The organism is Streptomyces sp. MMS24-W38 (genome assembly GCF_059889265.1).
In genome coordinates, this window is sequence record NZ_JCBCPP010000001.1 from 2,398,728 (window position 1) to 2,412,422 (window position 13,695).

11 protein-coding genes and 1 pseudogene are annotated in these 13,695 nt (G+C 69.2%); 9 read left to right on the forward strand and 3 right to left on the reverse strand.

Going from position 1 to position 13,695, the window contains the following annotated elements:
• Positions 1-15: 15 nt before the first annotated feature.
• Complete coding sequence (locus AC6F7H_RS09565; RefSeq protein ID WP_500756526.1) at positions 16-465, reverse strand: ankyrin repeat domain-containing protein; 450 nt, start codon at positions 463-465, stop codon at positions 16-18.
• Between the two features lie 251 nt (positions 466-716).
• On the opposite strand from AC6F7H_RS09565, the gene pglW reads away from it, so the two are divergent.
• From pglW to AC6F7H_RS09585, 4 genes are all read left to right on the forward strand, one after another.
• A complete protein-coding gene (pglW, locus tag AC6F7H_RS09570; protein ID WP_500756528.1) occupies positions 717-5,138 on the forward strand; it encodes a BREX system serine/threonine kinase PglW in 4,422 nt (1,473 codons plus the stop codon).
• A gap of 56 nt (positions 5,139-5,194) precedes the next feature.
• Entirely contained in the window at positions 5,195-5,485 is a 291-nt protein-coding gene (locus AC6F7H_RS09575) for an AAA family ATPase (protein ID WP_500756530.1), read from the forward strand.
• 55 nt (positions 5,486-5,540) lie between these two features.
• Positions 5,541-6,071 (forward strand): RloB family protein, encoded by a 531-nt coding sequence (locus AC6F7H_RS09580; protein WP_500756532.1) that lies wholly within the window; start codon positions 5,541-5,543, stop codon positions 6,069-6,071.
• A 74-nt stretch (positions 6,072-6,145) separates the two neighbouring features.
• Positions 6,146-7,393 carry a hypothetical protein gene (locus tag AC6F7H_RS09585; protein WP_500756534.1) on the forward strand — a complete coding sequence of 416 codons (1,248 nt, stop codon included), beginning with the start codon at positions 6,146-6,148 and terminating at the stop codon, positions 7,391-7,393.
• A gap of 48 nt (positions 7,394-7,441) precedes the next feature.
• Here AC6F7H_RS09585 and AC6F7H_RS09590 read toward each other — a convergent pair whose 3' ends face one another.
• Complete coding sequence (locus AC6F7H_RS09590; RefSeq protein WP_500756536.1) at positions 7,442-8,038, reverse strand: hypothetical protein; 597 nt, start codon at positions 8,036-8,038, stop codon at positions 7,442-7,444.
• An 825-nt stretch (positions 8,039-8,863) separates the two neighbouring features.
• On the opposite strand from AC6F7H_RS09590, the gene AC6F7H_RS09595 reads away from it, so the two are divergent.
• The 3 genes from AC6F7H_RS09595 to AC6F7H_RS09605 all read left to right on the forward strand — a co-directional run bounded on the left by AC6F7H_RS09595 (position 8,864) and on the right by AC6F7H_RS09605 (position 11,312).
• A complete protein-coding gene (locus AC6F7H_RS09595; RefSeq protein WP_500756538.1) occupies positions 8,864-10,231 on the forward strand; it encodes an AAA family ATPase in 1,368 nt (455 codons plus the stop codon).
• A gap of 55 nt (positions 10,232-10,286) precedes the next feature.
• Positions 10,287-10,817: an RloB family protein gene (locus AC6F7H_RS09600; RefSeq protein ID WP_500761732.1), complete on the forward strand. Its 531-nt coding sequence runs from the start codon at positions 10,287-10,289 to the stop codon at positions 10,815-10,817.
• A 105-nt stretch (positions 10,818-10,922) separates the two neighbouring features.
• Positions 10,923-11,312: a hypothetical protein gene (locus AC6F7H_RS09605; protein WP_500756539.1), complete on the forward strand. Its 390-nt coding sequence runs from the start codon at positions 10,923-10,925 to the stop codon at positions 11,310-11,312.
• Between the two features lie 115 nt (positions 11,313-11,427).
• On the opposite strand, the gene AC6F7H_RS09610 is transcribed toward AC6F7H_RS09605, so the two are convergent.
• Positions 11,428-11,832: a type II toxin-antitoxin system PemK/MazF family toxin gene (locus tag AC6F7H_RS09610; protein WP_376505212.1), complete on the reverse strand. Its 405-nt coding sequence runs from the start codon at positions 11,830-11,832 to the stop codon at positions 11,428-11,430.
• 166 nt (positions 11,833-11,998) lie between these two features.
• On the opposite strand from AC6F7H_RS09610, the pseudogene AC6F7H_RS09615 reads away from it, so the two are divergent.
• Both AC6F7H_RS09615 and AC6F7H_RS09620 read left to right on the forward strand, forming a co-directional pair.
• Positions 11,999-12,367 (forward strand): annotated as a pseudogene (locus AC6F7H_RS09615) (IS701 family transposase); the annotation flags it as partial.
• Positions 12,368-12,584: 217 nt separating this feature from the next.
• A complete protein-coding gene (locus AC6F7H_RS09620; protein WP_500756541.1) occupies positions 12,585-13,679 on the forward strand; it encodes an IS630 family transposase in 1,095 nt (364 codons plus the stop codon).
• The last annotated feature ends 16 nt before the right edge of the window (positions 13,680-13,695 follow it).

Below are 13,695 nucleotides of genomic sequence, written 5' to 3' on the forward strand. Positions count from 1 at the left end.
TCGGTGGTTCAACGGTCAGGTCATGGGCTGTCGAACGGCTCCCACGTAAGGTCTCGCTCCCGCTGTGACGAGCAGTCCGGCAGTCGCGGGGTGGGGGCCGTTGTTCGCCCAGTCCAAGGGAGACCAGCCCGTTCCGCGGTCTTCACGAAGGTTCGGGTCGGCGCCGTGCGCCAACAGCTCACGCACGGTCTCGGTGTGCCCCCAGCACGCGGCCGCGCACAGCGGTGTGCCTTCCGAGCCGACTCCCCGGCTCTCGGTGTCGGGGGAGGCCCCGGCTTCCAGGAGCAGGCGTGCGACCTCGGCTTCCCCCTGCACAGACGCCAGACAGAGAGGTGTGGTTCCGTCGCTGTCTCCTCGCTCCGGGTCTGCTCCTGCCCGCAGGAGTGCCTGCACGCGGGCGGTGTCTGCTGCCAGAGTCGCTTCGAAGAGCTGATGGGAGAGCTTCTTCTGCCGGCGCCGCTTCATGGTGGGCGAGGCTAGCGATCACGGACGCGGTGAAGCCAGCCATATTCACCGGTCGGCACCGGCCCCACGTCCGCACGCCTCGGGGGATTCGACGAGCGAGCGCCGGAGCCGTGTTCCGACACCCGCCCCCGCAGAGAACGGCCCCTAACTCTGTCAGAGGGGGCGACTAGGATTTTGGTCCTGTCGTCAGAGGAGGCTCAGCACGCTGCGGCGTGGGTCTCCCCGCTTCCGCCGTCTCCTGGAGGTGCTCGGTGTCCGCTGCCCCGAAACCGGCTGCCCCCGCTCCCCGTGAGCGCTGGTTCCAGCCGCGGCGGTCGGGATTCCGGTGGGAGCAGGATGGGCTGGACCACGTTCGCGGTCTGATGCCGCGCACCGAGCCGTACCGGGCGTGGGCGACGTTCCAGTTCACCGCGGCGTCCGGCAGGACCAACGAGTGCGACGTGCTGATCGCCGTGCCCGGTGGCCTGTACCTGCTGGAGCTGAAGGGGCACCCCGGCCGGGTCGTGAACCACGGTGACACCTGGCAGTTCCACGGCGATCGGGTCCGCACGCTGCGCAACCCCCTTCATCTGACCGACCTGAAGGCCAAGGAGCTGAAGGGGCAGCTGGAGCGCGCCGCCCGGACACTCGGTCTGGCTCCCCGGGACGTCCCGTTCATCAAGCCGGCGGTCTTCCTCCACGACCCCGGTCTGGTGAGCGGGCTGGACGAGTTCCAGCGCACATCCGTCTTCGGTCGCAACGACGGCGCGAGCGGCCTGCCGAAGATCTGGGACGACCTGCTGGGCCGCCCGCCGGAGCGGGAGAGCTGGCGCGTCACTCCGGTGATCAGCGAGCGCCTGGAACGGCTGATGCAGAAGATCGGCATCAGCCACTCCACCGCGCACCTGCGTTTCGGGGACGACTGGAAGCTCGAGCCCCGCGCGCTCGACGCGGGACCGGGCTGGGAGGACCGGCTGGCGGTGCGCGACGACGGGCTCGTCCAGGAGAGCGGCCGTGTCCGCATATACCTGTCCGGTGCCGCCGCGTCCGACGAGCAACGAGCGAAGGTGGACCGGGCCGCCCGCCGCGAGTACCAGGTGCTGCAGGGCATCAACCACCGCGGCATCGTGCAGGCGGCGCAGATCCGCGAGCACCAGGGTGGCCCGGCGATCCTCTTCCGGCACCGTGAGTCGGATCTCCGGCTGGACGCCTACCTCGATGCGTACGGCGGGCAGCTCGCCCCCGCTCAGCGCCTCGATCTGGTACGTCAGCTCGCCGAAGCGGTGCGCTACGCGCACAACCGTTCCCTGTACCACCGGGCACTGTCCGCCCGCTCGGTCTACGTCTCGGCGCGCGAGGACGGCGGTGAGCCCGTCCTGCGGATCGCCGACTGGCAGACCGCGGCACGCGACTTCGAGACGACCATGCACCGCTCGCTCGGTGACACACCGCTGGACGCGGGGCTGATCGCGGACACGGCACAGGTCTATCTGGCGCCGGAGACGGACCAGGAGTTCGCCGATCCGGTCGACCTGGACGTCTTCGGTCTCGGCTCGCTCAGTTATCTGCTGCTCACGGGACGTCCCCCGGCCGACCGGCGCAGCGCCATGCTGGAGCGGCTGCAGAGCGACAAGGGCCTGCATCCGTACGCCGTCTCCGATTCCGTTTCGGCTGCTCTCGACACTCTCGTCTTCCGATCCACGGCCGCCGATGTGAGGGACCGTCCGGCGTCGGTCGACGAGTTCCTGGAACTGCTGGCCGCCGCCGAGGCGGACGCGGCGGCGCCGCAGCCCGCAGGCGGCCCGGCCGTCGATCCGCTCACGGTGCAGCCGGGACAGCCGCTGGACGGCACCTGGACGGTGGCGCGCGTGCTCGGCACCGGCGCCACGGCTCGTGCGCTCCTGGTCCGCCGTACCTCCGCCGAGGACGGCGAGGACTCCCTCCGTGTGTTCAAGGTGGCCCTGGACCAGGAGAAGGAAGCCCGTCTGCACGCGGAGGCGAAGGCGCTGAAGGAGGTCGGCGGCGGCCGCATCGTGAAGCTGCTCGCCGAGCCGCGTGAGCTGGCCGGTCACACGGTCCTGGAGATCGAGTACGCGGGTGGCTTCCGCAGCGGGGACGACCGGGAGCCGGTGAGTCTCGGATCGCGGCTCCGTGACCAGGGCCCCCTGGGATACGACCAGTTGGAGCGGTTCGGCAACGACCTGTTCGACGCTCTCGACGCCCTCGCCGCGCGCGGGGTGCGACACCGGGACGTCAAGCCGGACAACCTCGGTCTGTTCAAGCGCAGTGACGGCTCCTGGCAGTTGATGCTGTTCGACTTCTCATTGGCCGACGCCCCGGACCAGGACGTGCACGCGGGTACGCGCGGGTATCTCGATCCGTTCCTCGGCGGGGTGGGCCGTTCGCGTTACGACGATCACGCCGAGTGGTACGCCGCCGCGGTCACCCTGCACGAGATGGCCTCCGGTGAGCGGCCCGTGTGGGGGGACGGCCAGGGAGACCCGCGACTGGTCACCGACGCGGAGCTGCACGTGTCGGCCGAACTCTTCCCGCAGGCCCTGAGCGAGGGTCTGAAGGGCTTCTTCGAGCGGGCGCTGCACCGGGACGTGGAACAGCGGTACGACAGTCTGCGGCAGGTGCAGGAGGCGTGGCGGCAGGTTTTCCGCAGGGCGGACGCGGCGCCTCCCGCGACGACTCCGGCCACGGTCGGTATCGGTGCGGAGGATCTGGAGGACGCTCGCGAGCAGGCTGCCGAGGCGGCCGACCTGAAGACGCCGCTGGCGGCGGCGGGCCTGTCCCCGCGGGCCGTGTCGGTCGCCGAGAGCCTCAAGGCCCAGACCGTCGAGCAGCTCCTGGACATCCCGCCGCACTACATCTCCCGGGCCCGTGGTGCCGGCAACGCGATCCGCAAGGAGCTGAACCGCCGCCACCGCCAGTGGACGCAGGCGCTGCGCCGGCGGCCCGCCGCGAAGAAGCCCGCGGAGATCCCGCCCGATGCGCAGGAGGAGGTACTGGAGTCGGTCGACACGCTGGCCGCGCGCCTCACGCCTCCGGCGGGCAAGCGCCGCACACGCCCCCGTCCGGACGTGGTGCGGGCCACCTTGCAGCTTCCGGGAGTACTGGAGGCCGGGGAGGCGATGGAGCCGTGGCCGGCACAGAGTCTGATCGCGAAGGCCCTGGGCGTCAGCCAGCCGACCGTTTCGCAGAACCAGCAGGTGGCGATCGCGGCGTGGGCCGAGCTGCCGTGGCTGGGCAGGGTGCGCGACGAGCTGGTGGCGATCCTCACCGACCGGGACCGGGTGTCCACGGCCGAGGAGTTGGCCTCGGAACTGCGCGTCCGGCACGGCGCGGGCGCGGGTGATCCGGCCGAGGCCCAGGCCAAGGCGCTGGCCGTGGTGCGGGCCGCGGTCGAGGCGGAGATCCGCAAGCGGGACGAGGAGCAGTCCGGCGCCGGGTCCGCTGACGGGTCCGAACTCCCACCGCGGTTCGCCGTGCAGCGTCGTGGCGGTCGGGTCGTCATCGCGCTGGAGGACCAGCCGGGCGCCGACGATCCGACGCCCGCCGAGCTCGCCGACTACGCGGCCCTGGTGGGCGAACACGCGACCGATCTGGCCGGGCGCGACCCGCTGCCCGGCCGCGCCACCGTGCTGAGGGAGCTGCGCTCCGTACCGGCACCGGAGGGCATGGCGCCGCTCGCCGACACCCGGCTGGTGGAGCTGGCCGCGTCGATGGCGGGCGGTGTGGCCTTCTCCCCCCGGCTGGAGCTGTTCCCGCTCTCCCTCGGCCTGGACCGTGCCCTGCGCATCTCGCAGGCACCGGCGGGTGTCCGCCCCGACACCGGCATCACCACATCGGACCTGCTCTCGCGGGTCCGGGCGAGGTTCCCCGGCCTCGCGGTGCTGGACGAGACGACGTACGTGGAGCTGGCCGAGGCTCTCGCGGATGCGGGTTTCCCCCTGGTCCACGACCAGGAACGGCGCCGCTTCTTCCCACGGGTCCAGGACGGTACGGCCAGTCGGCTGGGACTGCCCTCCTCGGTCCTGACGAGCACCAGCTCCCTCTACGCCGCCGCGCAGGGCCGTATCGCCGAGGGCAGGGATCCGCGTGAGGTGCTGTCCGCGCGGCTGAGCGAGGCCCGCCGCCGGGGCGGTTTCGTGGCCCTGACCCTGAAGGGCGCCGAGCTGCCGGGGACCGCGCGGGCGCTGGCGGAGCGGTTCGAGATGACCGATGTCCCGCTGAACACCCTGTTCCTGGACGCGTTGAAGGAGCTGGCCGAGGAGCAGTCCGTGCGCTGGCAGGCCCTGTTGAAGGCGGACGCCAAGTTCACGGCGACCGGCCTGCTGGGCGCGGCGCTCGCCTCGTACACGCGGTCGGCGGCCGAGCGGGTCCGACAGCGCGTGGTGGACCTTGCGGAACGCTCCGGTCCGCGCACCGTCCTGCTCGCCCACGAGGCCGGTCTGATCGCCCGCTACTGGGAGGCCGGCGGCCGTGAACTCCTGGCCGCTCTCCAGCAGTCGGCGCGCCGCCCCGCCGACACCCCGCACGGTCTGTGGCTCCTGCTGCCGGCCGAGGACCCGCGCGCCACGCCCACCCTGGACGGGCGCACCGTGGAGGTGGTGGACCGGGCCAGCGAGTGGGAGGTCCTGGACGGCCTCTTCGTGAAGCACCTCCGGCCCGCCCCGGCGCGGCCCTGACAGCCTCCCTCGTAGCTCTCTTCCAGGACCCCGAACGCAACCCGCATGGTGCCCGGTTGCTGTTCACCAGCCATGACGTGAGCCTGCTGGGCCGCAGGGCCGGGGAGGAGATCCTGAAGCGGGACCAGATCTGGTTCGTGACGAAGAACGAGTTCGGGGAGAGCTCGCTGTACCCGCTGTCCGACTTCCGACCGCGCCAGAACGAGAACCGGGAGCGGCGCTATCTCGATGGAAGCTACGGCGCGGTGCCCATGATCGACGACACGTTCACGCTGGCGATCGCCGGGCGGGGGGAGACGGGTGGCGAGGGATCCGAAACGGGACGGGCGGAAGACTCCGAGGCGTGAGTCCACGCTGCGCCGCAGGCCTGCGTACCGGGACGCGTTACCGACGATCCTGGTGGTGTGCGGAGCCAAGAACACGGAACCGGCTTGTCTCAAAGGTCTTTTGAAGTCGGTCGACAACCGTGCTGTGGACGTACGGGTCAAGGTCTGTCCACAGGACCCGGTGTCCGTGGTCCGGCACGCGGCCGGTGAGCGTACACGGGCGGACGACCACTACGACCACACCTGGCGCGTCCTCGACGTGGACGATTTCGCGCATCTCGACGAGGCGCTGCGGCTGGCCCGTGCCGAACACATCGACGTCGCCCTGTCGAACCCGTGCTTCGAGCTGTGGCTGCTGCTCCACTTCCGCGACCACCGTGCCCCGGTCGACGGTTTCCGGCAAGCCGAGCGGCACCTCGTCCCCCACCACCACGGCTACAGCAAGGCCGCGGACCGGTTCGCCTTCCACCTCTACCGGGAGTCCTGGCCGCAGGCCGTGCAACGCGCACGAGAGCTGGCAAAGCCGGGTGAGGAGCACAAGAGGAATCCATCGACCGGAATGTGGCGCCTGGTCGAGCACATCGTGCCGGCGTATCCGCAGACCTGAGCCGTACCCGTCTTCAAACCCTGCCGCAGCTGAGGAAGAATCGGGACGGCAGGGCATCCAGGGGACGGGCGGACATGAACGTCGGTGAAGAGCTTCTCGGCAAGAGGATCGCCAAGACCTACCCACCTCGTGGCGACATCCACTTCGTCCGGTTGGAGTCGGTCGCGACCTTCACCTGCTCGCGGTGCACCTCGGCAAAGACCGCACGTCTTGTCGCCGTCCGCGGTGACTCTCTTCTGTGCAACGGCTGTTACGGACGCATTGCCGCCTCGGCTGCGGAGAGCGATCAGCAAGCGTGGAAAGGCGCCGGTGGGCCGTCGGTGGTCGCGGATACTCGGGAGTCGTCCCTTCAGTCCGAGGACCTCGCGCGGGTCGTCGTAGAGGAACATGACGGTGGGCTGCCCTACTCGGTGATCAACACCGGGCGCACCGTCGAGTGGAAGTTCCACGTGCGTGCCGGGCATCTCCTGCACGGCACCATCCCTGTGCCGGCCGAGATGGCTGACCGGGCCTCCCCTCATGAGCCGCTGGACCTCATATTTTTGCGAGGGCGTCGCCGCATCGGGGTCCTGGACGAGCAGGAGGGGGCCAGGCTCCGGGTGGAGAGTGCTGAACCACTGCTGACAGGAGTGACGTGGCAGTCCTTTGTCCTTCCCGGAACGCGTGTGTCGGCGCGATGGGAGACGTGGGGGAAGCTCCGTTTGACCTACACCCCGCTGGACAAGCCCGTTGTCTTCGGCGGCACCGTGGTCCACTACGACTACGACCCGAGGATCATGACCCGTGAACTCGCGGCGTTCGACGCCCGCGTGGACCGGGTGGAGGAGCTCGTGCTGAGCGCACTGCGTGAACTCGGCTACCTCGACGAGAAGGGCCGGGCTCTGCTCCCTCAGGAGGCGCTGGTCCGCAACACCATCGAGCGTGCGCAGACGGAACGGCCTCCGACGGAGAAGATCCGTGGGGCGATCGAACGGTTGCTCGCACGCGGGGTCCTCACGTGGGAGCAGGGCAGCGTCAACGGGGCAGCCGTGCTGCACTATCCCGCACGGACCGGAGAGACACCGGTTCCGCTGCTCTGCTACGCCCCGACGCTACGGGTGGCGGAACACGAGGATCTTCGGGAAGGGGCGACCGGCGCTGCGTACGGCACGAGCGCCCATCGCGTCTCGGGGCACCTGATGCGCATAGGCCACCTCGGCAAAGCAGCAAGCCCTGAGGCGGAAGCCGCCTACCGAGAAGACCACAGGAGAGCCGGCCTGGCCGGGCCGCACGAACTGCCCCGCGGTTACACCTACGTACGTGAGCACGAGCGGGGGGTCTGAGCAGCGTTCGTTCACGTGCTCGGTCGGGGCCCCGGCCGAGGGCCACGTTCAACTTTCCTCAGCCGGTTCCAGCTTGTCCGGCCAGCCGGTGACCGCACCGGTGTCGCGGAGTCGGTACAGGTCCGCCATGAGTTTGGCCCGTGCTGCTCCGTTCCGTGCGGACCAGCCGAAGAGCGCCAGGGCTTCGGCGACGGCCTCCTCCGCTCCGAGGGTGCGCGGCCGGTCTTCGACGAGGCCGAGCAGCGCGCGTCGGCGCTCGGCCGGTGCGATGTGCTCGACGGGCCGCGGGATGAGGCCTGGCAGCGGCCAGCGGGCCTGTGCGCACGGCCGGCCGGGAACGTCGAGGAAGTCGTCCGCCTCGGCGATCCGGCCCTCGTCCCGCAGCCGATCCACCGCGGTGTCCACTCGGGCCTTCGTCGGCCTGGGTTTGTACAACAGCTCACCCAGGTGCCGGAGGAGGACCTGCCGGTGGATCGGCCCCTCGGTCTCGACGACCCGGTACACGGCCTCCGTCAGCGGTGGGTTCGGTATCCCGCCACGTCGGTCGGCGGTCGCCGGGTCGAGGTCGGCCACGTCGGCGGGCTGGTACGGAACCGCCCAGTCGCCGTGTTCGGGAGCGGTGCGGGATGACTTACGGGGTGCCACTGGAGGTCGGCTCCTTCATCGCGGTGTGATCGGACAGGTAAGCGTCCATGCCCGCTGCGGTCAACGGGGAGAGAACGGCTGTGTCGGGTTCCCCGTGCAGCCGCAACAGCACGTGGTCCTCGGTGACGAGGCAGTCGGGGTACGGGAGGGCGTGGGAGAGCAGGACAGTAGGTGTATCGATCCCACTCGTGGCGGCGCGCGTGTTCCTGACCGAGCGTCCGCAATGCCGCCCGCATCCGCGCATAGGACACCTCGCGGCCATTGAGCTGGTACGACATCCGCTTCCGCGCGGCCTCGATGGCGAGCGCGATGCGGTGTACGGGCGTCGGCGCCGCGGTGTCCCGCAGCGCCACGATGCCGACCCAGCGGTTCATGTCCCTTCCCCGGCCGGGTACGGCACGGCCCGGGTCGCCGCGAGCGACGTCGACGCGCTCTCCGGCTCGTACGGGTGCCCCTGCCCGGCCTTCTCGGTGCCCCTCCTTGTTCCGCCGCATCCCACCGCCCCCGGTGATCACAGCGGAACCCCCAGGCCGGCGTACGTCCCCGTCGGCCGGCCAGGGAGGGGTTCGACATCGGCGGGTCGTGGACGTCACGGAGGGCTCGAGCCCCGCTCGTTCCCGCTGCCGACACAGGAACCGCGCATCACGCCCGCCCTGGGCAGACGGGCGGCGGAGGTTCCGGACGAGTTGTTCCTCAAAGTTTCGAGAACACTGTCAGAACGGTTCGTTCACCCACCTGATTACCGATTTCGGCTTGCCAAGTCTCATTACCGACGATTCACTTGCACGAAGTCCGGTGAAACCAGGTTCTGGAAGGGGGTACGAGGTGCTTCTCAACTTCCGGGTGGCCAATCACCGGTCGATCAGGGACGAGCTGGAGTGGCAGCTTCATCCGGTGTACGACGGGGACCGGCCCACGGGTACGTCCTGGCACGCGGTTCCCGTGGCGGGGATCTTCGGGTCGAACGCGGCCGGCAAGTCGAATGTCGTGGACGCGCTGCGCTACATGGCGACCATGGTGATCCGCTCTCCGCTCCTGGCGGAGGACGGCGAGGGAATGCGCAGGCAGCCCTTCTTACTGGACACCGTGGCACCCTCGGAGTCCTCCTGGTACGTCGCCGATCTCCTGCTGCACGGAGTGCGGTACAGCTACGGCTTCGAGGTCGACGACGAGAGCGTCGTCGGCGAATGGCTCTACGCCTATCCGACGGGCCGCAAACGGGTGGTGTTCGAGCGGGACGGCGAGGACTTCCGTGTCGGCAGCTCGGAGCGGGATGCCAAGGCGTTGACCACAGTGGCGGAAGTGACCGCGCCAAGCGCTCTTTTCCTCTCCATGGCGGCCCGGTCCAAAACGTTCGCGACCTCACTCAGTCGGGTGTACCGCTGGTTCCGCGATGAGCTGGTGTTCGGTGGTCCCGTGCTGGGCCATTCCATCCGTCGTCCACACCTGCTGACGCGGGATCTGGCGTGGCGTCTGGACAGGACGGGCGAGTCGACGCATCTGCGGGATCTTCTGCGCGCTGCGGATCTCGGTATCGAGGACTTCCGGGTGGAGAGTGTGGAAGAGGACCTGTACGAGGACGGCCGGGCCCAGCCCAAGGGAGAGCCGTCCGTGGACACGCAAGCGGCGAGGGCACTGCTCGTCACGCAGCGCAGCCCCCGCCGCGTTCGGTACGAAATCTGGTTGCGGCACACCGGCAGGAACGGCTCCTTCGAACTTCCTCTGTCCGCGGAGTCTTCGGGCACCAGGGCGATCGTGGAGTACGCACTCGCGCTGGAGCGCGTCACCCGCAGGGGCGGCACCCTCGTCGTCGACGAGTTGGACAGCAGCCTGCATCCCCGCCTGAGCGCTTTCCTCGTCGGCCTCTTCCAGGACCCGGAACGCAATCCGCACGGCGCCCAACTCCTGTTCACCAGTCATGACGTGAGCCTGCTGGGCCGCAAGGCCGGTGAGGACATTCTCAAACGGGACCAGATCTGGTTCGCGTCGAAGAACGAGTTCGGCGAGACCTCTCTCTACCCGCTGTCCGACTTCCGGCCGCGGCAGGACGAGAACCGGGAGAGGCGTTATCTGAGCGGAAGTTATGGTGCGGTACCAGTGATCGACGATACCTTCGCATTGGCGATTGCCGAGCGAGGGGGAGCGGGTGGCGAGGCAGCCGAAAGCGGACGGCAGGAAGACACCGAGGCGTGAGTCCACTCTGCGCCGCAGGCCCGCTCACCGGGATCCCCTGCCGCCCATCCTGGTGGTGTGCGGGGCGATGAACACCGAGCCGGCCTACTTGAAGGGCTTGCTGGCGTCCGTGGACAACCGTGCGGTTGCGGTGAAGATCAAGATCTGTGCTCAGGATCCCGTTTCGGTGGTACGCCATACCGTCGCCGAACGCGACAAGGCCGGCGACCATTACCACCAGGCCTGGTGTGTGCTGGACGTGGACGAGTTCGCACACTTGGACGAGGCCCTGGGGCTGGCTGCGGACGAGGGCGTCGAAGTCGCCTTGTCGAACCCCTGCTTCGAACTATGGCTGCTCCTGCATTTCCGTGACCACCGTGCCGCAGTCACCGGATACCCGCAGGCGAAGAGGCACCTCTCTGCTCACCACCCCCACTACAGCAAGGCAGCTGGCGAGTTCGACTTCGCCCGTTACCGAGAGGGTTGGCCGGACGCTACCGAGCGTGCGCGGAAACTCGCGAAGACGGGTGAGGAGGCCAAGGTGAACCCGTCGAGCGGAGTGTGGCGACTGGTCCGGGAAATTGTTCCGGTACATCGTCAGCGCTGACTTCCGCACCGGCACGTCTGCCTGACGACCGCTCATCGATCCATCGTTGGCCGGAGGGGGACAACAGTGATTGATCACAAGGACTTCATGCACGGTGCCGCACTGGTGTCGATCGCCGACTCGGAGAAGTTCACCGCGCTCAACCGAGCCAGCGTGAAGTACGGACACTACGTGGTGAACCACGACCGCCACCTGTTCATCAAGTACAACGACGGCAGGGGCCCCGGAGACTATTTCTTCACCTTCTCCGGCGAGGACAAGAAGAGAATCAGATCCGAACCGGCGCCCTTGGTGTTCGCCGTTCTCGTCTGTGGCAACGAGGTGGTCACAGGGATCGCGCGGGACGAACTGGCACAGCTCATCTCCCTCACCACCTCTGCCTCCTCGACCGTCAGGGTCGCGGCGCGCCAAGGCAGGCAGCTCAGGATATCGGGACCGAACGGGCAGTTGCCGCTGGTTTCCCGCAGGTCCTTCCCGGCTCGCATCCTGGCCTAGTACTCCAGCCGTAGATCGTGATCTCGATCGTGAGGGCGCCGAGGAGACAGGTGGCCAGCGTCGATCATCTGGACGAGATCGACCACGTCATCAGGGGCGTCCGTTCCTTCTCCGCCTACCCGAGTCGACCGAGACGGAGGGCGTCCCTGATTTCGCTGAGCTTCGCGGTCGTCGCTGGGGTCCGCTCCTTCGCCTGCTCACCGAGACGGAGGGCATCCTCAATCTCGCTGAGCTTCGCGGAGGACAGGATGCCCGCTTGTTCGATCAGGTCGTCCCGGGACACTGTGGTCAGCCACGTGCAAGGGGTAAAGCCTGGACGAGGGAACGCGATCCGCAGCACGCCTTCAAAGGGCAGTCCTTCCACGGCTCCTACTGCCACTTCGATGCCCAGACCGCTGATGTCGACGCCCGCTGGAGCGACGACCTGCATCACCCGGATCCCGGACGCGTCGTCTCCCGACAGCAGTACGACCGGCCGCCGCTCGTCGAACGCGGCCCACCAGACCTCGCCACGTTGCACATGTCCTCCTGACACAGGACGGCAGGCGGACGCTGCGCGACCCTGACGCGTTGGGGAGACGGATGCGGCCACCGTTGACCATCGGCGTGTGAAGACTGAAGATCATGCGGTGGCCGCAGGTCACAGCGTAGACCCTGCCCGCTGGCAGGAGGCGTTCGAGGGCCTGATGAGCCGGATCGCGGGACGGTTCGCACGGGTCGAGCCCCGGCGCAGGGTGAGGCAGTTGGTGCTCGGACTGCTGTCGGATCTGCCGCGCAAGAACTGCTGGACCATCGCCGAGTGGGCTGGGGACAAGACCCCGGACGGCATGCAGCATCTGCTCGGCCGGGCCAAGTGGGACGCCGACCAGGTACGCGACGACCTGCGCCAGTACGTGGTGGAGCACCTGCACGACGACCAGGCAGTACTGGTGGTCGACGAGACCGGGGACGTGAAGAAGGGCACTGACACCGTCGGCGTCCAGCGCCAGTACACCGGCACCGCAGGCAGGATCGAAAACGCCCAGGTCGCCGTCTACCTGGTCTACGCCGGGCGGCCCTGGCCCTGTGGCGACCGCGCAGCTGGCCACGTTCGCGTGTACCTGGTTGGGGAGAAAACCCCGTCCCCCGACACCTGGTCTACGGTGCGGTTCCCGATACCGCCGTCTGCCCCCCCTTCCTCCACTGCCCATTACTGACTTCGGCGCTTTGAGGTCTGACCGGTGACGGCCCGCCTGGGTGGCGGTACGCGGCGACAGCGCTACACCGGAAGGTATGAGGTACGCAGACAGCGGCGGGATGACCGCCCAGGAACGCGCGCGGCGCGAGGCGCTGCGTCTGCGGGCCGCCGAGCTGTTCGCGGCCGGGGCCAGTGCGCCGGAGGTCGCCGGGCTGCTGCGGGTGACATCGAAGTCCGCCTACCAGTGGCGGCGTGCCTGGTCCGATGGAGGGCCGGCGGCGCTGGCCTCCCGGGGGCCCGGTGGGCAGCGCTGCAGACTCCGCCCGGCGCTGTGCGGGAAGCTGGCCGCGATGCTGGAGCAGGGGCCGGCCGCGCACGGCTGGGATGAGGACCAGGTATGGACCGGCGCCCGGGTCGCCACGCTGATCGGCCGCACGTTTCACATCTCCTACAGCGTCTCCGGGGCGACCCGGCTGATGCGCCGGCTCGGCTTCACCCCGCAGATGCCCGCCCGCCGGGCGGCCGAGCGCGACGAGGCGGCGATCACCGCCGGGAAGGAAGACATCTGGCCGGAGGTAAAAGGACCAGGGCGGCCGTCGGCGGCTGGATCTGCTTCGAGGACGAGGCCGGCCGGCAGCAGCGGCCGCCCAAGGGGCGCACTCCCCCAGGCTCCGCCCGGGGGTGCCCCCAGGGGCCGGCGCGGACACACCCCGCTGGTGAGGGTGTCCGGCCGCCGGAGCCCGGGCCGGATCTCCATGGCGGGACTGGTCGCGCTGCGGCCCGGGTCGCGGACCCGGCTGTGCTACCGCCTGCGGGTCCACCGCGGCCGCAAGGGCGAGCGGCGCAGCCTGTCGGAGGACGACTACATCCGGCTGATCGACAGCGCGCATCAGCTGGTGAAGGCGCCGATCGTCCTGGTCTGGGACCGGTTGGGCACCCACACCTCAAAGGCGATGCGGCAACTGGTCGCCGCACGAACTTGGTTGACGGTCTTCCTGCTGCCCGCTTATGCGCCGGAGTTGAATCCGGTGGAGGGGGTGTGGTCGCAGTGCAAGGGAAGCCTGGCCAACCTCACCTCTGGAACGGTCGGCCGGCTCGTGGCCTTGGTCCGTAATCGGCTCAAGAGCCTGCAGTACCGGCCCACGACACTCGACGGCTTCATGGCCGGGACCGGGCTGTCACCACCGTGACCTCAAAGCGCCGAAG

Bases quoted from the DNA above. Each gene is read 5' to 3' on its own strand.
- AC6F7H_RS09565 (WP_500756526.1), bottom strand. From the start codon at position 465: ATGAAGCGGCGCCGGCAGAAGAAGCTCTCCCATCAGCTCTTCGAAGCG.
- AC6F7H_RS09585 (WP_500756534.1), top strand. From the start codon at position 6,146: ATGAACGTCGGTGAAGAGCTTCTCGGCAAGAGGATCGCCAAGACCTAC.
- AC6F7H_RS09620 (WP_500756541.1), top strand. From the start codon at position 12,585: ATGAGGTACGCAGACAGCGGCGGGATGACCGCCCAGGAACGCGCGCGG.